The following is an 18,115-nucleotide window of genomic DNA, read 5'->3' as shown; positions in this document are numbered from 1 at the left end:
GTGCTGATCACCGATGGACTGCACATTCTAAGGCTCGCCTGTCGGCTTTGAAAGCATGCAGCCTTTGCCGGGCGTTTCGCCCGCGCCTTATAATCGTTGCTTTTATCGACGCAGCCCGAGGTGGCAATGGACAGGATTCAGGTCAGGGGTGCGCGCACCCACAACCTCAAGAACATCGATGTCGAACTGCCGCGTGACAAGCTGATCGTGGTGACCGGGCTCTCCGGTTCCGGCAAGTCGTCACTTGCCTTTGACACACTCTATGCCGAGGGACAGCGGCGCTACGTCGAATCACTGTCCACCTATGCTCGCCAGTTTCTGTCGATGATGGAAAAACCGGATATCGACCACATCGAGGGTCTGTCACCGGCGATTTCCATCGAGCAGAAATCGACATCGCACAACCCCCGCTCCACCGTCGGTACCATTACCGAGATCTACGACTACCTGCGCCTTCTGTACGCTCGCGCCGGGACGCCGCGTTGCCCGGACCACGACATCGATCTGGAAGCCCAGACTATCTCGCAGATGGTCGATCAGGCGCTGGCCCTGCCCGAGGGCAGCAAGCTGATGCTGCTGGCACCGGTAGTCAGCGGGCGCAAGGGCGAGCACCTGCAACTGCTTTCCGAGCTGCGCGCCCAGGGCTTCGTCCGCGCGCGTATCGATGGCCTCATCGTCGAGCTGGATGACCTCAAGCCGCTGGAGAAGAACAAGAAGCATGATATCGACGTCGTCGTTGATCGCTTCAAGGTGCGCGAGGACCTCAAGCAGCGTCTGGCCGAGTCCTTCGAGACCGCACTGAACCTGGCCGATGGCAGCGCACGGCTGCACTTCATGGATGGCGAACAGGAAGACCTGGTGTTCTCCTCGCGCTTCGCCTGCCCGGTGTGTGGCTATGCCCTGGCCGAGCTGGAGCCACGCCTGTTCTCCTTCAACAACCCGGCTGGCGCCTGCCCGACCTGTGACGGTCTCGGGGTGAAGCAATACTTCGACCCGGAGAAGCTGATCAGCCATCCGGAGCTGTCGCTGGCCGAGGGCGTGATCAAGGGCTGGGACCGTCGCAGCGTCTATTACTTCAGCCAGCTGCAGTCCGTCGCCGAGCACTATGGTTTCGCTCTGGAAGCCGCCTGGGAATCACTCAGTGATGAAGCGCGTGATGCCGTGCTCAATGGCAGCGGACGTGAGGACATCGCGTTCAGCTACGTCAATGACCGCGGCCGCAAGGTGACGCGCGAACATCCCTTCGAGGGCGTACTGCCCAACATGGAGCGGCGCTACCGTGAGACCGAATCCAACATGGTGCGCGAGGATCTCGCCCGCTATCTGGCCGTTCAACCCTGCCCGAGCTGCGATGGCTCGCGTCTGCGCCGCGAGGCACGCAATGTCTACGTCGACAATCGCACCCTCGCCGAGGTCGTGCGCCAGCCGATCGGCGAAGCGTGGGAAGAGTTCGGCAAGCTGAGCCTGCCCGGGCGCAAGGGCGAGATCGCTGCCAAGATCGTCAACGAGATCCAGGCGCGCCTCGAGTTCCTCGTCAATGTCGGCCTCGACTATCTGACGCTGGAGCGCAGCGCCGACACCCTTTCCGGGGGTGAGGCACAGCGCATCCGTCTTGCCAGCCAGATCGGCGCCGGCCTGGTCGGCGTGATGTACATCCTCGATGAGCCCTCCATCGGCCTGCATCAGCGTGACAATGATCGCCTGCTCAAGACACTGGTTCACCTGCGTGATCTGGGCAACACCGTGATCGTGGTCGAGCATGATGAAGATGCCATCCGTGCCGCGGACCACGTACTCGATATCGGCCCAGGCGCCGGCGTGCACGGCGGCGAGATCGTCGCCCAGGGCACCCCGGCGCAGATCGAGGCGACGCCCGGCTCATTGACCGGACAGTACCTGAGTGGCGAGCGTGAGATCGCCGTGCCGCCCTATCGCCTGCCCGCCAATCCCGAAAAGGTGCTGCGCCTGACAGGTGCCACCGGCAACAACCTGCAGAACGTGACGCTGACGCTGCCGACAGGCCTGCTGACCTGCATCACCGGCGTCTCCGGCTCAGGCAAGTCGACACTGATCAACGCCACGCTGATGCCGCTGGCCGCCCGTGAGCTCAATCGTGCGACCACGCTGACCCCGGCGCCCTACGGCAAGATCGAGGGACTGGATCTGTTCGACAAGATGGTGGACATCGATCAGAGCCCCATCGGGCGTACACCTCGCTCCAACCCCGCCACCTATACCGGGATCTTCACGCCGATCCGCGAGCTGTTCTCCGGGACCCAGGAAGCGCGCGCGCGCGGCTACAAGCCGGGCCGCTTCAGCTTCAACGTCAAGGGTGGGCGCTGCGAAGCCTGTCAGGGCGATGGCCTGATCAAGGTCGAGATGCACTTCCTGCCTGACATGTACGTGCCCTGCGATGTCTGCAAGGGCAAGCGCTACAATCGTGAGACGCTCGAGGTCCAGTACAAGGGCAAGAACATCCATGAAGTGCTGGAGATGACCATCGAGGAGGCACTGGAGTTCTTCTCACCGGTGCCCGCCATCGCGCGTCGACTGCAGACACTGATGGATGTCGGCCTGTCCTACGTTCGCCTCGGCCAGAGCGCGACCACGCTCTCCGGCGGGGAAGCCCAACGCGTCAAGCTGGCGCGCGAGCTGGCCAAGCGCGATACCGGCAAGACGCTCTACATCCTCGATGAACCGACCACCGGCCTGCACTTCGAGGATATCCGACAACTGCTGGTGGTCCTGCACCGCCTGCGCGATCACGGCAACACCGTCGTCGTCATCGAGCACAACCTGGATGTGATCAAGACCGCTGACTGGCTGATCGATCTGGGTCCGGAAGGCGGCTCAGGCGGGGGGCAGATCATCGCCGAGGGGACACCGGAGCAACTGGCAACGCAGGAGGTCTCGCATACCGGTCGCTTCCTGGCACCGCTGCTGAAGCGCCAGAGAGCCTCCAACGCCAAGACAGGCGCTCAAGACACGTCAGCGGACAGCACTATCAGGCATAAAAAAAGGCCAACCCCGAAGGGTTGGCCTTTTCTTGTGGACGAAGCAAGCCGAAGCTTACTCTTCGCCCGCTGCCTCGGAGGCAGCCGGACGATCGACCAGCTCGACGAATGCCATCGGGGCATTGTCACCGGCACGATAGCCACACTTCAGGATGCGCAGGTAACCGCCCGGACGGGTGGTGTAGCGCGGGCCGAGCTCATTGAAGAGCTTGCCGACCGCTTCCTTGGAACCGGTACGAGAGAACGCCAAACGACGGTTCGCAACGGAATCCTGCTTGGCCAGGGTGATCAGCGGCTCGATATGACGACGCAGTTCCTTGGCTTTCGGCAGGGTAGTCTTGATGACTTCGTGCTCTACCAGAGAGATGCACATGTTCTTGAACATGGCTTCACGGTGAGAGCTGGTACGGTTCAGGTGACGACCACTCTTACGATGACGCATGGTTGTGATTCCTTACCAGTCTGGGGCTTGAGCCGACCGGGCTTCCTTAAGCGGAAGCCTTGTCGTCCTTCAGGCTTGCGGGCGGCCAGTTTTCCAACCGCATGCCGAGGGACAGACCACGCGCGGACAGCACGTCCTTGATTTCATTCAAGGACTTCTTGCCGAGATTCGGGGTCTTCAGCAGCTCAACTTCGGTGCGCTGAATGAGATCACCGATGTAATAGATATTCTCGGCCTTGAGACAGTTCGCACTGCGAACGGTCAGCTCAAGATCGTCTACGGGACGGAGAAGGATCGGATCGATTTGATCTTCCTCTTCTTCGACTTCCTGTTCCTTGTCTGCTTCCAGATCAACGAAGGCGGCCAGCTGCTCCTGCAAGATGGTTGCGGAGCGGCGGATCGCTTCTTCCGGATCCAGCGTGCCGTCGGTTTCCAGGTCAATCACCAGCTTGTCAAGGTTGGTGCGCTGTTCAACACGCGCCGCCTCGACAGCATAGGAGACCCGGCGAACCGGCGTGAAGGTCGCATCCAGCTGGAGACGGCCAATGGCACGTGATTCGTCATCTGCAGAGAGACGCGCGTCAGCCGGTTCGTAGCCGCGGCCACGAGCGATCTTGAGTTGCATCTTCAGCTCGCCACCATCATTCAGGTGAGCGATGACGTGATCCGGATTTACGATTTCGAGATCATGGTCACCGGCGATGTCGCCAGCAGTCACGATGCCCGGGCCCTTCTTGTTCAGCGCCAGCACAGCTTCGTCGCGACCATGCATCTTGATGGCCACGTCCTTGAGGTTCAGCAGGATTTCGATGACATCCTCCTGTACCCCTTCAATGGCGCTGTACTCGTGCAGAACGCCTTCGATCTCAGCTTCCACGACGGCACAGCCGGGCATGGAAGACAGCAGGATGCGACGCAGAGCATTCCCCAGGGTGTGGCCGAAACCACGCTCGAAGGGCTCGAGGACGATCCGCGCATGATGGGCGCTGACTTCCTCGACCTTGATATCGCGAGGACGGAGAAACTCTGTCACTGAGCGCTGCATAAGAACACCTTTAAGGCTGCCAAACGGATAATCTGGGTACTCCAGCCGGGCCGACGAATCAGCCCGGCATCACATTACTTGGAGTACAGCTCGACGATCAGGTTTTCGTTGATATCGGCAGACAGGTCGCCACGCTCGGGGACAGCCTTGAAAGTGCCTTCCATCTTCTTGGAGTCGACGTCGACCCAGGAGACATCACCGCGGTTGGCAGCGAGTGCCAGAGACTGCTGGATGCGAGCCTGGTTCTTGGCCTTCTCACGAACGGTAACCACATCACCGGCCTTCACATTGAAGGAAGCGACGTTGACGGTACGGCCGTTCACGGCGATCGCCTTGTGGCTGACCAGCTGACGTGCCTCGGAACGCGTGGAGCCGAAGCCCATGCGGTAGACGACGTTGTCGAGGCGAGCCTCGAGGAGCTGGAGCAGAACCTCACCAGTCGCGCCTTTCACGCGAGCGGCTTCTTTGTAGTAATTGCGGAATTGCTTTTCCAGAACGCCGTACATGCGACGAACCTTCTGCTTTTCACGCAACTGCAGGCCGTAGTCTGAAAGACGTTGACGGCGCTGGCCATGAACACCCGGGGGTTGTTCGGATTTGCACTTCTTCTCGAACGGAGTCACGCCACTCTTCAGGAAGAGGTCGGTGCCTTCACGACGAGACAGTTTGCACTTCGGTCCAATATAACGAGCCATGAGTCTGTCTCCTTAAACGCGGCGTTTCTTCGGCGGACGGCACCCATTATGCGGGATGGGGGTCACGTCGGTGATGCTTTGCACGCGGAAGCCTGCGGCATTGAGAGCACGCACGGCGGACTCACGACCCGGGCCCGGGCCCTTGACCAGCACGTCGACGTTCTTCACACCATATTCGGCTGCAGCGGTCGCTGCACGTTCACTTGCGACTTGCGCAGCGAACGGGGTGCTCTTGCGAGAACCACGAAAACCCGAACCACCGGCAGTTGCCCAGGAGAGAGCATTGCCCTGGCGGTCTGTGATCGTCACGATAGTGTTGTTAAAAGAGGCATGGATATGCGCGATGGCATCCACTACCTGCTTTTTAACCTTCTTGCGCTTACTCGGGTTAGCCATTAGATGTTTCCTGTCTAAACGCCAGTTCGTTTACTTGCGAATCGGTTTACGCGGACCTTTGCGTGTACGTGCGTTGGTCTTGGTGCGCTGACCGCGCAACGGAAGACCACGACGATGGCGCAGGCCACGATAGCAACCGAGGTCCATGAGACGCTTGATGTTCAGCGTGATCTCACGACGCAGGTCGCCTTCGACGGTGTACTTACCCACCTCGGCACGAACCAGGTCCAGTTGTTCAACAGACAGATCAGCGATCTTGACGCTCGGTTCTAAACCGAGAGCGGCGCAGATCTGCTGTGCACGCGTACGGCCAATCCCGAAGATATAAGTCAGCGAGATCGCCGCGTGCTTGTTGTCCGGGATATTGACGCCAGCAATACGGGCCATCAGTTTTCTCCGAAAGGTTAGCGGCGGATTTTACATCCACAAAGGGCGCAATAGCATACCCCTTGATCCCGTTGGGAACAAGGGGGTATGCCAGCACCCGAGCTTGTATTCAGCTAAGCGGGGTCGAGGGATTAACCCTGACGCTGCTTGTGGCGCGGCTCAGTGCAGATGACCCGCACTGCGCCACGACGCCGAATGATCTTGCAGTTACGGCAAATTTTCTTGACGGAAGCTCGAACTTTCATCGTTCTCTCCAGTTTGCTAACAGGGGCTGCGCAATCAGCGCATCATGCCACCGCTGCCATAGCCTTTGAGGTTGGCCTTCTTCATCACCGACGCATACTGATTTGACATCAGATGCGACTGCACCTGGGCCATGAAGTCCATGACCACCACAACCACGATGAGCAGAGAGGTACCGCCGAAATAGAACGGAACCTGCCAGGCGACAACGAGGAATTGCGGCATCAGGGAGACGAGGGTGATGTAGAGGGCGCCGAACAGCGTCAGGCGAGTCATCACCTTATCGATGTAACGGGCCGTCTGTTCGCCTGGGCGAATCCCCGGCAGGAAAGCTCCTGACTTCTTGAGGTTGTCAGCAACATCCTTGGGATTGAAGACCAGCGCCGTGTAGAAGAAGCAGAAGAATACTACAGCGGCAGCGAAAAGCAAGATGTACAGTGGCTGGCCCGGCCCGAGAGCCTGAGAAGCCGTCTGCAACCATTGCATGCTTTCACTCTGGCCAAACCATTGGCCCATCGATGCAGGGAACAGCAGGATGCTTGACGCGAAGATCGGCGGGATGACCCCGGCCATGTTGACCTTCATCGGCAAGTAGCTGCTCTGACCGGCATACATCTTGTTGCCCACCTGACGGCGCGGATAGTTCACCGTGATGCGGCGTTGACCGCGTTCGATGAACACCACAAAGGCAACGGTAACGACTGCGAGCAGCGTCAGCGCCAGCAGCGGAAGCACATTCCAGGCACCATCATTGCGCGCCAGTTCGAAAGACTGGCCGATGGCACTCGGCAGCCCGGCGACAATACCAGCAAAGATGATCAGTGAGATCCCGTTGCCGATACCCTTCTCGGTGATCTGCTCTCCCAGCCACATCAGGAACACTGCACCAGCCACGAACGTACTCACGGCGGTGAAGTAGAAGCTGAAGTCAGCGGAATAGGCGACACCGTTTCCGACCAGTCCGACTGCCATGCCGATCGATTGGACCAGGGCCAGTACGACCGTGCCGTAGCGCGTGTACTGGCTGATCTTGCGACGACCGGCCTCACCTTCCTTCTTCAACTGCTCTAGCTGAGGCGAGACCACCGTCAGGAGCTGCATGATGATCGACGCGGATATGTAGGGCATGATGCCCAACGCGAAGATACTCATTCGCTCCAGTGCACCACCGGAGAACATGTTGAACATGCTCAGGATGGTGCCCTGGTTTTCCCTGAACAAGGCAGCAAGCTGGTCAGGATTGATACCGGGAACGGGGATGTGTGCACCGATTCGGTACACCACGATGGCGATGAACACGAAGCGCAAACGCGCCCAGAGTTCGCTCAACCCACTTCCCTGCATCGCCGGTACGTTTCCTGACTTAGCCATTTAGTCCTCTACCTTGCCACCGGCAGCTTCGATCGCAGCACGGGCACCCTTGGTGACCTTGATGCCGCGGACCGTGACTGCCTTGTCCAGTTCGCCGGAGAGCATGACCTTCGCGAACTTCGTGGAATCACGAAGCACGTTGGCCTTCTTCAGCGTTTCGAGGTCGACGATATCACCGTCTACCAGTGCCAGCTCGCTCAGGCGCACTTCTTCGGAAACCAGAGATTTCGCGGAAGTGAAACCAAACTTCGGCAGGCGACGCTGCATAGGCATCTGACCGCCTTCGAAGCCCGGCTTGACGCTGCCACCGGAACGGGACTTCTGGCCCTTGTGGCCACGACCGCCGGTCTTACCAAGACCGGAGCCGATACCACGACCGACACGCTTTGCAGCGTGCTTGGAGCCCGGGGCCGGACTCAGGGTATTCAATTTCATGGATTACTCTCCCTCAACACGGACAAGGTAATGAACCTTGTTGATCATGCCGCGTACCGCGGGGGTGTCTTCCAGCTCGACAGTGTGACCGATGCGACGCAGCCCAAGGCCTTTCATGGTGGCCTTGTGCTTTTCGAGGACGCCGATGGTGCTGCGGATCTGGGTTACCGTGATCTTAGCTGCCATGGTGCCTTACCCCGCAATCTTGTCGACAGACAGGCCACGCTTGGCGGCGATGTCTTCCGGAGATTTCATGGCAGCGAGACCGTTGATGGTCGCGCGCACCACGTTGACCGGATTGGTGGAACCGTAGCACTTGGCCAGGACGTCATGGACGCCTGCCAGTTCGAGCACGGAACGCATCGCACCGCCGGCAATGATGCCGGTACCTTCGGATGCTGGCTGCATGTAGATCTTGGATGCGCCGTGACGAGCCTTCACCGGGTACTGCAGGGTGTGGCCCTTCAGGTCAACCTTGATCATGTTGCGACGAGCTTGGTCCATTGCCTTCTGGATCGCGACCGGCACTTCACGCGCCTTGCCACGACCGAAGCCAACACGACCATTGCCGTCACCAACGACAGTCAGAGCGGTGAAACCGAAGATACGGCCGCCCTTGACTACCTTGGCGACGCGGTTGATCTGCACGAGCTTCTCTTGCAGGTCACCGCCCTTCTGTTCGATATTCGCCATCGTAAAACCCTTTAGAATTCCAGGCCGCCTTCACGTGCGGCATCGGCCAGGGCCTTCACGCGACCGTGGTACTTGTACCCGGAGCGATCGAAAGCCACTTGCTTGATACCCGCTTCCTTCGCGCGCTCGGCAATCAGAGCACCCACCTTGGCGGCGGAGTCCGAGTTACCGGTAGAACCTTCGCGCAGGCTCTTGTCGAGCGTGGATGCGGTGGCCAGGACCTGGCCGCCATCCGGCGAGATGATCTGCGCGTAGATGTGACGCGGGGTGCGGTTCACGCACAGGCGAAACACGCCCAGCTCGCGGATTTTCGCACGAGCGCGGCGGGCACGACGGAGACGAGATTCTTTCTTCGCGTTCATAACCCTGCCTTACTTCTTCTTGGCTTCTTTACGACGGACGACTTCGTCGCTGTACCGAATACCTTTGCCCTTGTAGGGCTCCGGCGGACGGAACGCGCGAATCTCTGCGGCGACCTGACCCAAAGCCTGCTTGTCAGCAGATTTCAGGACGATCTGAGTGTTCTTCGGCGTTTCAGCCGTAACACTTGCCGGCAGTTCATAGTCGACCGGGTGTGAGAAGCCCAGTGTCAGGTTGATTGTCTGGCCTTTGGCCTGGGCACGATAACCCACACCATTGATTTCCAGAGACTTTGTGAAGCCTTCGGAAACACCAGACACCATGTTGTTGACCAGAGCACGTGTGGTACCAACCATTGCCCAGTTCTTGGCAGTCTCAGCCGGGGCGAAGGTCATCTGACCTTCTTCCAGGTTGATGACCACGTCCTGGTGGACGGTCAGTTCCAGCTGGCCATTGCTGCCCTTCACGGTCAGCTTGTCGCCATCGAGTTTTGCCTCGACGCCGTTCGGCAATTTAACCGGATACTTGGCTACGCGGGACATTCCAAACTCCTAGAATACGGTGCAGAGGACTTCGCCGCCGACACCAGCTTGACGGGCCGCACGATCGGTCATCACGCCCCGGGAGGTGGAAACGATCGCAATACCCAGGCCATCTGCGACTTTCGGCAGCTCGCCCTTGCCTTTGTACTGGCGCAGGGACGGCTTGGAAACACGCTTGATGTTCTCGATAACCGCCTTGCCTTCAAAGTACTTGAGGGTCACGGTCAGTTCCGGCTTCGCGCCTTCTGCGACAGCAAACTCGGAAATGTAACCCTCTTCCTTCAATACGCGGGCCACTTCAACCTTGAGCTTGGAAGACGGCATGGTAACCGTCTCCTTGGTGGCCATCTGCGCATTGCGGATACGAGTGAACATATCCGCCAGAGTGTCTTGCATGCTCATTTACGTTGCGCTCCTGAATTCTTGCAGTGGTGTTACCAGCTGGACTTGGTCAGACCAGGCACGTCACCACGCATAGCGGCTTCACGCAGCTTGTTGCGGCTCAGGCCGAACTTGTTGTAGTAGCCGTGCGGACGGCCAGTGATACGGCAGCGGTTACGCTGACGGACCGGGCTGGCATCACGCGGCAGCTGCTGCAGTTTCAGCTGTGCGTCGAAGCGCTCTTCTTCAGAAGCGTTGACGTCATTGATGATGGTCTTCAGTGCGTCGCGCTTGGCGGCGTACTTTGCGACCAGCTTGGTGCGCTTGAGCTCACGCTCAACCATGCTTTTCTTTGCCATGATCCACCCTTATTTCTTGAACGGGAAGTTCAGCGCGCCCAGCAACGCACGACCTTCATCATCGGTGTTGGCGCTAGTGGTGATGGTGATGTCCAGGCCACGAATCCGGTCGATCTTATCATACTCGATCTCCGGGAAGATGATCTGCTCACGCACACCCATGGAGTAGTTTCCACGGCCATCGAAGGACTTCGGGTTCAGACCGCGGAAGTCACGAACGCGCGGGATAGCCACGTTCACGAGACGGTCCAGGAAGTCCCACATACGATCGCTGCGCAGGGTCACCTTGACACCGATCGGCCATCCTTCGCGGACCTTGAAGCCAGCGATGGACTTGCGTGCCTTGGTGATGATCGGCTTCTGACCAGACAGCATCTGGAGATCGGCAAACGCGTTGTCGATCAGCTTCTTGTCAGCGGTGGCTTCACCGATGCCCATGTTCAGGGTCACCTTGGTGATACGCGGCACCTGCATCACGTTGGCGTAGCCGAACTGCTCTTTAAGCTGGGCGGCCACTTCGTTCTGATAACGTTCTTTCAAGTTCGCCATGTTGTACCCGACTCGCGTTAGGCGTCGATCAGCTTCTGAGTCGACTTAAAGATGCGTACCTTAGTACCGTCTTCCTGAACCTGGATACCGACACGATCCGCCTTGCCGGTCTCCTGGTTGAAGATGGCCACGTTGGACGCGTGAATCGGAGCCTCGCGCTCGACGATACCCCCCTGGGTGCCCAGCATCGGGTTGGGCTTGGTGTGACGCTTGATCATGTTCACACCGGACACTAGCAGACGCTCACCTTTCAGCACCTTGCTGATGGTACCGCGCTTGCCCTTGTCCTTCCCGGCGATGACGATGACTTCATCGTCACGTTTGATCTTTTGCATATCCGCTTCCGCTCCTTACAGCACTTCGGGCGCCAGGGAAATGATCTTCATGAACTTCTCACTGCGAAGTTCACGGGTAACCGGGCCGAAGATACGGGTACCGATCGGCTGTTCGTTGGTGTTATTCAACAGAACGGCCGCATTACCGTCGAAGCGGATCACGGAACCGTCATTACGACGGACACCGGCTTTGGTACGAACGACCACTGCCTTCATGACTTGGCCTTTCTTGACCTTGCCACGCGGGATAGCTTCTTTGACGGTGACCTTGATGATGTCTCCAACACGAGCGTAACGGCGGTGTGAACCACCCAGCACCTTGATGCATTGCACCCGGCGCGCGCCACTGTTGTCGGCGACATCCAGCATTGTCTGAGTCTGAATCATCGGTTTTCTCCAAACCTAATCTGACTGCCTGGTGGGAACTGGCCTAGGGATCAACCCTTGGCCTGTTCAACCACCTCGACCAGGGTCCAGGCTTTCTTCTTGGACAGCGGACGAGTCTCGGCGATAGAGACGGTGTCACCGATCCGAGCCTGATTCGCCTCATCATGGGCGTGCAGCTTGGTGGAGCGTCTCAGGTACTTGCCATAGATCGGGTGACGCTCACGGCGCTCGACCATGACAACGATGGATTTTTCCATCTTGTCACTCACCACCTTGCCGGTGAGTGTGCGTGCTTTAGTTTCTTCGGCCATTTTACTCACCTGACTTCTGGTTGAGCACAGTCTTAACCTGAGCAATTTGGCGACGAGTCTGCTTGAGCAGGTGAACCTGGCTCAGCTGACCGGTAGCCTTCTGCATGCGCAGATTGAATTGCTCACGCAGCAGTTCGAACAACTGCTCCTGGAGCGCCTCGACTGACTTTTCACGGAGTTCTTGGGCTTTCATCACATCACCGTCCGCTTAACAAAGGTGGTGGAGATCGGCATCTTCATAGCGGCCAGACTGAATGCTTCACGGGCCAGCTCTTCGGATACACCTTCGATCTCGTAAAGGACCTTGCCGGGCTGGATCTGTGCGACCCAGTACTCGACAGAACCCTTACCTTTACCCATACGAACTTCCAACGGCTTGTTGGAAATCGGCTTGTCTGGGAAGACGCGGATCCAGATCTTACCGCCACGCTTGACGTGACGAGTGATGGCACGACGGCCAGCTTCGATCTGACGAGCGGTGATACGACCACGGCCGGTGGCTTTCAGGCCAAACTCACCAAAGCTTACCTTGCTTCCGCGATGCGCCAGGCCACGATTGCGACCTTTCTGCATCTTGCGGAATTTCATACGCTTGGGCTGTAACATCGATTACCCCCTTACTTGCCTTTCTTCTTGGGTGCGGACGCGGGCTGCTTCGCCTTGGCTCGCACCTCTTCGATGCCACCGAGGATCTCGCCTTTGAAGATCCAGACCTTGACACCAATGATGCCGTAGGTGGTGTGAGCTTCGAAGGTGGAGTAATCAATGTCAGCACGCAGGGTGTGAAGCGGAACGCGGCCTTCGCGGTACCATTCGGTACGGGCGATTTCGGCACCGCCGAGACGACCGGAGAGCTGAATCTTGATGCCCTTGGCGCCCAGACGCATTGCGTTCTGCACAGCACGCTTCATCGCACGACGGAACATGACACGACGCTCGAGCTGACCTGCCACATTGGCAGCGACCAGCTTGGCATCGAGTTCCGGCTTGCGAATCTCCTCGATGTTGATGTGGACGGGAACGCCCATCATCTCGGAAACTTCACGACGAAGGCGATCGACATCTTCACCTTTCTTACCGATCACGATACCCGGACGGGCAGTGTGAATGGTAATACGGGCGTTGTTTGCCGGACGCTCGATGCTGATGCGGCTCACGGAAGCGCTTTTCAGACGCTCTTCCAGGAATCCACGCACCTGCAGATCGTTGTTCAGTTTGTCGGCATAGGTAGCGCCTTCGGCGTACCAGACAGAGGTATGATCCTTGACAATACCCAGTCGGAAACCTGTCGGATTAACTTTCTGACCCATTGGTCGTCTCCTACTTCTCGGCTACCTTGACGGTGATATGACAAGTGCGCTTCAAGATGCGATCCGCACGGCCTTTGGCACGTGGCTGGATGCGCTTGAGCGTCATGCCCTCGTCGACACAGATAGTCGAGACGCGAAGCTCGTCAATGTCCATGCCGTTGTTTTCTTCCGCATTCGCGATCGCGGACTGCAGAACCTTGCGAACAATCTTCGCGGCCTTCTTCGGTGAGAAAGCGAGCAGATTCAGCGCCTCGGCGACCGGCTTACCGCGCACCTGGTCAGCCACCAAACGGGCCTTCTGGGCGGATAAACGAGCGCCGCGCAGCTTAGCAGCTACTTCCATCTCTTAAATCCTCTCTGGCTTACCGTTTGGCTTTTTTATCTGCAGCGTGCCCGCGGTATGTGCGGGTGGCAGCAAACTCGCCGAGCTTGTGACCGACCATTTCCTCAGAAACGAGAACCGGGACATGCTGGCGACCGTTATGGACGGCAATGGTGAGCCCGACCATGTTCGGCAGGATCATGGAACGACGCGACCAGGTCTTGATCGGTTTGCGGTCGTTCTTTTCCACTGCTGTCTCAACCTTCTTCAGCAGATGAAGGTCAATAAATGGACCTTTCTTCAGTGAACGTGGCACAGCCGTTACCTCTCAATATCTGTTACTTGGCCTTGCGGCGACGGACGATAAGCTTATCGGTGCGCTTGTTCTTGCGAGTCTTGTGACCCTTGGTCGGGACGCCCCACGGGCTGACCGGATGACGGCCACCAGAGGTACGACCTTCACCACCACCATGCGGGTGATCGACAGGGTTCATCGCGACACCGCGAACGGTCGGGCGCACGCCTCTCCAACGCTTAGCACCGGCCTTGCCCAGTTGACGGAGGCTGTGCTCGGAGTTGCCCACTTCGCCGAGTGTTGCACGGCATTCGGACAGCACCTTACGCATCTCGCCAGAGCGCAGACGCAACGTGGTGTAGTTACCGTCACGTGCCACGACCTGGGCACTGGTACCTGCACTACGAGCGATCTGAGCGCCCTTGCCCGGCTTCAGCTCTACACAGTGAACGGTGGAACCCACCGGGACATTGCGCAGCGGCAGAGCGTTGCCTTTCTTGATCGGTGCGTTGACACCGGACTCGAGACGGTCGCCAGCAGAGACACCTTTCGGTGCAATGATGTAGCGACGTTCGCCGTCGAGGTACTTCACCAGCGCGATGTTCGCGCTACGGTTCGGATCGTATTCCAGGCGCTCGACGATGGCCGGAATGCCATCCTTGTTGCGCTTGAAGTCGACCAGACGGTAATGGTGACGATGACCACCGCCGATGTGGCGAGTAGTGATGCGACCATTATTGTTACGACCACCGGACTTTGACTGCTTTTCAAGCAGCGGAGCGTACGCGCGACCTTTGAAAAGTTCGTCATTGACGACTTTTACCAGGTGGCGGCGACCGGCGGAGGTAGGTTTTGTCTTAACAATTGCCATGTTCCGTACTCCTGCCTTACTCGGCGCCAGAGAAGTCTTCGATGGTCTCGCCGGCGGCCAGAGTTACATAGGCCTTGCGATAACCAGCGCGACGACCAACACCGCGAGCGGTGCGCTTGGTCTTGCCTTTCATGTTCAGAACCTGAACACGATCGACTTTCTTGCCAAACAGCTCTTCGACGGCTTTCTTGATTTCGGGCTTTGTCGCGTCGCTGGCAACCTTGAACACGTACTGGTTGTTCTCGGCAGCGACCGCGGCCTTCTCGGTCATGTGAGGACCAAGCAGGACCTTGAATACGCGTTCCTGATTCATCCCAGGTTCTCCTCGAACTTGCGCAGGGCAGCGACAGTCATCAGCACCTTGTCGTAACCGACGAGGCTGACCGGGTCAGCGCCAGCGACATTGACGACGTCAACATACGGGATGTTGCGCGCAGCCAGGTACAGATTGACGTCCTGCTCTTCTGTGACGATCAGCGCTTTCTCAAGGCCCAGTTCCTGGAGCTTGGCGATCAGCAGCTTGGTCTTCGGAGCATCGACAGTGATTGCGTCGACCGCGACCAGGCGATCCTGACGGACCAGCTCGGACAGGATGGAACGCATGGCAGCGCGATACATCTTGCGGTTGACCTTGTGCGAGTGGTCCTGAGGACGTGCTGCAAAGGTCACACCGCCAGAACGCCACAGCGGGGAACGGATGGTACCGGCACGAGCGCGGCCAGTACCTTTCTGACGCCACGGCTTCTTGCCACCGCCGGACACGTCAGAACGGGTCTTCTGAGCCACGGTACCCTGACGCGCACCAGCCAGATAGGCGGTGACGACCTGGTGAACCAGAGCCTCGTTGAAGTCCTTACCAAAGGTAGCATCGGAGACGTCTACTGCGCCGCCTGCACCTGCAAGATTAAGATTCATCGGTTAATTCCCCTCAGCGAGCTTTCACAGCGGAACGCACGATCACTTCGCCGCCCGGAGCACCTGGAACGGCACCCTTGACCAACAGAAGATTGCGCTCAGCGTCGACGCGGACCACTTCCAGGCTCTGGACGGTGGAACGGACGTTGCCCATCTGGCCAGCCATCTTCTTACCTTTGAAGACGCGGCCCGGGGTCTGACAGTTACCGATGGAACCCGGCGCGCGGTGCGACAGTGAGTTACCGTGGGTAGCGTCTTGGGTGCGGAAGTTCCAGCGCTTAACTGCGCCCTGGAAACCTTTACCCTTGGAGGTGCCAGTCACGTCAATCTTCTGACCAGCTTCAAAGAGGGATACGGTGAGTTCGCCGCCCACTGCAGGAGCTTCATCGCCTTCTTCCAGGCGGAACTCCATCAGGGAACGACCAGCCTCAACACCCGCCTTGGCATACTGACCAGCAGTTGCCTTGGTGAGGTGCTTGGCCTTGCGGGAACCAGTTGTCACCTGAATCGCATTGTAGCCATCAGTCTCGACGGACTTGATGGTCACGATGCGGTTCGGCTCAACTTCAATCACGGTAACCGGCACGGATGCGCCAGCTTCGGTGAAGACGCGGGTCATCCCGGCCTTCTTACCGACTAAACCGATAGACATGTTCAGTCTCCTTTAGTGTACGGGGCTGTCACCCGCTATGGCTGCCCTTTCCAGAGCATTCCACTAGCACATTGTATGACGCCATCCCGGCGTGGCGGCTGCTGCTCCATCATTGAGAGCGCTGGGCCGCAGTGACTAGTGAGGTATCAGTCAACCTTGATCTGGACGTCCACACCGGCGGCCAGGTCAAGCTTCATCAGCGCGTCGACAGTCTTCTCTGTCGGCTCGACGATGTCGAGAACGCGCTTGTGGGTACGAATCTCATACTGGTCACGCGCGTCCTTGTTGACGTGCGGAGATACCAGGATGGTGTAACGCTCGCGACGGGTCGGCAGCGGGATCGGGCCACGAACCTGAGCACCGGTACGCTTTGCAGTTTCAACGATCTCTGCAGAGGACTGGTCGATCAGACGGTGGTCGAATGCTTTCAACCGGATGCGAATCTTCTGGTTTTGCATTGCCCAAAACTCCAATGGATGTCGACGGCGTAGGCCGTCACCCACGCATTCAAAGGATGCGCATTATAGGCAGACTGACATCAGGTGTCAAACATGCGAGAAAAGGGGGCCCAACAGGGCCCCCTTCTGTGTCAGGTAAGGAGAACCTTACTCGACAATCTTGGCCACGACGCCAGCGCCGACGGTACGACCGCCTTCACGGATAGCGAAGCGCAGACCATCTTCCATGGCGATCGGAGCGATCAGAGACACGACCATCTGGACGTTGTCGCCCGGCATGACCATCTCGACGCCTTCCGGCAGCTCACAGGTACCAGTGATGTCAGTGGTACGGAAGTAGAACTGCGGACGATAGCCCTTGAAGAACGGAGTGTGACGACCGCCTTCTTCCTTGGACAGAACGTAGACTTCTGCTTCGAACTTGGTGTGCGGCTTGATGGAGCCCGGCTTGGCCAGAACCTGACCACGCTCGACGTCATCACGCTTGGTGCCACGCAGCAGAGCGCCAACGTTCTCACCAGCACGACCTTCGTCCAGCAGCTTGCGGAACATCTCGACACCGGTAACGGTAGTCTTGGTGGTGTCACGCACGCCGATGATCTCGATCTCTTCGCCAGTCTTGACCAGACCACGCTCGATGCGGCCAGTCACGACGGTACCACGGCCAGAGATGGAGAAGACGTCTTCGATCGGCATCAGGAACGGCTGGTCGATAGCACGCTCCGGCTCCGGGATGTACGCATCCAGGGCCTTGATCAGGTTGGCAACGGCGGTAGTACCCATGCCGTTGTCGTCCTTGCCTTCCAGAGCCATCAGAGCAGAACCGATGACGATCGGAGTGTCGTCACCCGGGAAGTCGTACTCGCTCAGGAGTTCGCGCACTTCCATCTCGACCAGCTCGAGCAGTTCTTCGTCATCGACCATGTCAGCCTTGTTCAGGAAGACAACGATGAACGGAACGCCGACCTGACGGGACAGCAGGATGTGCTCGCGAGTCTGCGGCATGGGGCCGTCAGCTGCGGAACAGACCAGGATAGCGCCGTCCATCTGGGCAGCACCGGTGATCATGTTCTTGACGTAGTCAGCGTGACCCGGGCAGTCGACGTGCGCGTAGTGACGCACTTCGGACTGGTATTCCACGTGAGCGGTGGAGATGGTGATACCACGCTCACGCTCTTCCGGGGCGTTATCGATGGAGTCAAACGCACGCGCGTCACCACCGAAAACTTCTGCAGAGACACGAGTCAGTGCCGCAGTCAGAGTGGTCTTGCCGTGATCGACGTGACCAATGGTGCCGACGTTGACGTGCGGCTTCGAACGCTCAAATTTTTCCTTAGCCACTGCTAT

Annotated in this window: 29 protein-coding genes and 1 pseudogene; 1 reads left to right on the top strand and 29 read right to left on the bottom strand. The window is 58.6% G+C overall.

What is annotated here, in order from left to right:
• Positions 1 to 126: 126 nt before the first annotated feature.
• A pseudogene (gene uvrA / locus CU110_RS00730) lies at positions 127 to 2,958 on the top strand (excinuclease ABC subunit UvrA); the annotation flags it as partial.
• Between the two features lie 111 nt (positions 2,959 to 3,069).
• Here the strand turns inward: uvrA and rplQ are convergent.
• From rplQ to tuf, 29 genes are all read right to left on the bottom strand, one after another.
• Positions 3,070 to 3,456, bottom strand: a complete 387-nt coding sequence (gene rplQ / locus CU110_RS00725) for a 50S ribosomal protein L17 (protein WP_065392559.1) — start codon at positions 3,454 to 3,456, stop codon at positions 3,070 to 3,072.
• 46 nt (positions 3,457 to 3,502) lie between these two features.
• Positions 3,503 to 4,501 (bottom strand): DNA-directed RNA polymerase subunit alpha, encoded by a 999-nt coding sequence (gene rpoA, locus CU110_RS00720; protein WP_065392560.1) that lies wholly within the window; start codon positions 4,499 to 4,501, stop codon positions 3,503 to 3,505.
• A 74-nt stretch (positions 4,502 to 4,575) separates the two neighbouring features.
• Positions 4,576 to 5,196, bottom strand: a complete 621-nt coding sequence (gene rpsD / locus CU110_RS00715; RefSeq protein ID WP_065392561.1) for a 30S ribosomal protein S4 — start codon at positions 5,194 to 5,196, stop codon at positions 4,576 to 4,578.
• A gap of 12 nt (positions 5,197 to 5,208) precedes the next feature.
• On the bottom strand, positions 5,209 to 5,592 hold the full coding sequence (rpsK, locus tag CU110_RS00710) for a 30S ribosomal protein S11 (RefSeq protein ID WP_043334827.1): 384 nt from the start codon (positions 5,590 to 5,592) through the stop codon (positions 5,209 to 5,211).
• 30 nt (positions 5,593 to 5,622) lie between these two features.
• A complete protein-coding gene (rpsM, locus tag CU110_RS00705; RefSeq protein ID WP_024950672.1) occupies positions 5,623 to 5,979 on the bottom strand; it encodes a 30S ribosomal protein S13 in 357 nt (118 codons plus the stop codon).
• A gap of 131 nt (positions 5,980 to 6,110) precedes the next feature.
• On the bottom strand, positions 6,111 to 6,224 hold the full coding sequence (rpmJ, locus tag CU110_RS00700; protein WP_077373351.1) for a 50S ribosomal protein L36: 114 nt from the start codon (positions 6,222 to 6,224) through the stop codon (positions 6,111 to 6,113).
• Between the two features lie 34 nt (positions 6,225 to 6,258).
• A complete protein-coding gene (secY, locus tag CU110_RS00695) occupies positions 6,259 to 7,593 on the bottom strand; it encodes a preprotein translocase subunit SecY (RefSeq protein ID WP_065392562.1) in 1,335 nt (444 codons plus the stop codon).
• Positions 7,594 to 8,028 (bottom strand): 50S ribosomal protein L15, encoded by a 435-nt coding sequence (gene rplO / locus CU110_RS00690; RefSeq protein WP_065392563.1) that lies wholly within the window; start codon positions 8,026 to 8,028, stop codon positions 7,594 to 7,596.
• A gap of 3 nt (positions 8,029 to 8,031) precedes the next feature.
• Positions 8,032 to 8,214 carry a 50S ribosomal protein L30 gene (gene rpmD / locus CU110_RS00685; RefSeq protein WP_024950669.1) on the bottom strand — a complete coding sequence of 61 codons (183 nt, stop codon included), beginning with the start codon at positions 8,212 to 8,214 and terminating at the stop codon, positions 8,032 to 8,034.
• A 6-nt stretch (positions 8,215 to 8,220) separates the two neighbouring features.
• Positions 8,221 to 8,721, bottom strand: coding sequence for a 30S ribosomal protein S5 (rpsE, locus tag CU110_RS00680; RefSeq protein ID WP_054556902.1), 501 nt, complete (start codon positions 8,719 to 8,721; stop codon positions 8,221 to 8,223).
• An 11-nt stretch (positions 8,722 to 8,732) separates the two neighbouring features.
• Positions 8,733 to 9,083, bottom strand: a complete 351-nt coding sequence (gene rplR / locus CU110_RS00675; protein ID WP_024950667.1) for a 50S ribosomal protein L18 — start codon at positions 9,081 to 9,083, stop codon at positions 8,733 to 8,735.
• A 9-nt stretch (positions 9,084 to 9,092) separates the two neighbouring features.
• On the bottom strand, positions 9,093 to 9,623 hold the full coding sequence (gene rplF / locus CU110_RS00670; protein ID WP_065392564.1) for a 50S ribosomal protein L6: 531 nt from the start codon (positions 9,621 to 9,623) through the stop codon (positions 9,093 to 9,095).
• Between the two features lie 9 nt (positions 9,624 to 9,632).
• Positions 9,633 to 10,025 carry a 30S ribosomal protein S8 gene (gene rpsH, locus CU110_RS00665; RefSeq protein WP_065392565.1) on the bottom strand — a complete coding sequence of 131 codons (393 nt, stop codon included), beginning with the start codon at positions 10,023 to 10,025 and terminating at the stop codon, positions 9,633 to 9,635.
• Between the two features lie 32 nt (positions 10,026 to 10,057).
• A complete protein-coding gene (gene rpsN, locus CU110_RS00660) occupies positions 10,058 to 10,363 on the bottom strand; it encodes a 30S ribosomal protein S14 (RefSeq protein WP_043334842.1) in 306 nt (101 codons plus the stop codon).
• A gap of 9 nt (positions 10,364 to 10,372) precedes the next feature.
• Complete coding sequence (gene rplE, locus CU110_RS00655; RefSeq protein WP_065392566.1) at positions 10,373 to 10,912, bottom strand: 50S ribosomal protein L5; 540 nt, start codon at positions 10,910 to 10,912, stop codon at positions 10,373 to 10,375.
• Between the two features lie 17 nt (positions 10,913 to 10,929).
• A complete protein-coding gene (rplX, locus tag CU110_RS00650; RefSeq protein ID WP_043334846.1) occupies positions 10,930 to 11,247 on the bottom strand; it encodes a 50S ribosomal protein L24 in 318 nt (105 codons plus the stop codon).
• Positions 11,248 to 11,262: 15 nt separating this feature from the next.
• Positions 11,263 to 11,634: a 50S ribosomal protein L14 gene (gene rplN / locus CU110_RS00645; protein WP_043334850.1), complete on the bottom strand. Its 372-nt coding sequence runs from the start codon at positions 11,632 to 11,634 to the stop codon at positions 11,263 to 11,265.
• Between the two features lie 50 nt (positions 11,635 to 11,684).
• Positions 11,685 to 11,945 carry a 30S ribosomal protein S17 gene (gene rpsQ / locus CU110_RS00640; protein ID WP_043334852.1) on the bottom strand — a complete coding sequence of 87 codons (261 nt, stop codon included), beginning with the start codon at positions 11,943 to 11,945 and terminating at the stop codon, positions 11,685 to 11,687.
• 1 nt (position 11,946) lies between these two features.
• Positions 11,947 to 12,138, bottom strand: a complete 192-nt coding sequence (gene rpmC, locus CU110_RS00635; protein WP_024950659.1) for a 50S ribosomal protein L29 — start codon at positions 12,136 to 12,138, stop codon at positions 11,947 to 11,949.
• Complete coding sequence (gene rplP / locus CU110_RS00630; protein ID WP_043334854.1) at positions 12,138 to 12,551, bottom strand: 50S ribosomal protein L16; 414 nt, start codon at positions 12,549 to 12,551, stop codon at positions 12,138 to 12,140. Before rplP ends, rpmC begins: the two co-directional genes overlap by 1 nt.
• A gap of 11 nt (positions 12,552 to 12,562) precedes the next feature.
• Positions 12,563 to 13,255: a 30S ribosomal protein S3 gene (rpsC, locus tag CU110_RS00625; RefSeq protein WP_043334856.1), complete on the bottom strand. Its 693-nt coding sequence runs from the start codon at positions 13,253 to 13,255 to the stop codon at positions 12,563 to 12,565.
• A gap of 10 nt (positions 13,256 to 13,265) precedes the next feature.
• Positions 13,266 to 13,598 carry a 50S ribosomal protein L22 gene (gene rplV / locus CU110_RS00620; RefSeq protein WP_043334859.1) on the bottom strand — a complete coding sequence of 111 codons (333 nt, stop codon included), beginning with the start codon at positions 13,596 to 13,598 and terminating at the stop codon, positions 13,266 to 13,268.
• Positions 13,599 to 13,617: 19 nt separating this feature from the next.
• On the bottom strand, positions 13,618 to 13,893 hold the full coding sequence (gene rpsS / locus CU110_RS00615) for a 30S ribosomal protein S19 (RefSeq protein ID WP_024950655.1): 276 nt from the start codon (positions 13,891 to 13,893) through the stop codon (positions 13,618 to 13,620).
• A gap of 22 nt (positions 13,894 to 13,915) precedes the next feature.
• Entirely contained in the window at positions 13,916 to 14,743 is an 828-nt protein-coding gene (gene rplB / locus CU110_RS00610) for a 50S ribosomal protein L2 (RefSeq protein WP_043334862.1), read from the bottom strand.
• A gap of 16 nt (positions 14,744 to 14,759) precedes the next feature.
• A complete protein-coding gene (gene rplW, locus CU110_RS00605; protein WP_065392567.1) occupies positions 14,760 to 15,056 on the bottom strand; it encodes a 50S ribosomal protein L23 in 297 nt (98 codons plus the stop codon).
• Positions 15,053 to 15,658, bottom strand: a complete 606-nt coding sequence (gene rplD, locus CU110_RS00600) for a 50S ribosomal protein L4 (RefSeq protein WP_065392568.1) — start codon at positions 15,656 to 15,658, stop codon at positions 15,053 to 15,055. The genes rplW and rplD overlap by 4 nt, the downstream gene beginning before the upstream one ends.
• 13 nt (positions 15,659 to 15,671) lie before the next feature.
• Entirely contained in the window at positions 15,672 to 16,310 is a 639-nt protein-coding gene (gene rplC / locus CU110_RS00595; RefSeq protein WP_065392569.1) for a 50S ribosomal protein L3, read from the bottom strand.
• A gap of 146 nt (positions 16,311 to 16,456) precedes the next feature.
• Positions 16,457 to 16,768 (bottom strand): 30S ribosomal protein S10, encoded by a 312-nt coding sequence (rpsJ, locus tag CU110_RS00590; RefSeq protein ID WP_024950650.1) that lies wholly within the window; start codon positions 16,766 to 16,768, stop codon positions 16,457 to 16,459.
• 147 nt (positions 16,769 to 16,915) lie between these two features.
• Positions 16,916 to 18,109, bottom strand: a complete 1,194-nt coding sequence (tuf, locus tag CU110_RS00585) for an elongation factor Tu (RefSeq protein ID WP_065392570.1) — start codon at positions 18,107 to 18,109, stop codon at positions 16,916 to 16,918.
• Between the last annotated feature and the right edge of the window lie 6 nt (positions 18,110 to 18,115).

The organism is Cobetia sp. ICG0124, assembly GCF_004006355.1.
Classification (GTDB): Bacteria; Pseudomonadota; Gammaproteobacteria; order Pseudomonadales; family Halomonadaceae; genus Cobetia; species Cobetia marina.
This window is presented reverse-complemented; position numbering and strand designations above follow the sequence as displayed.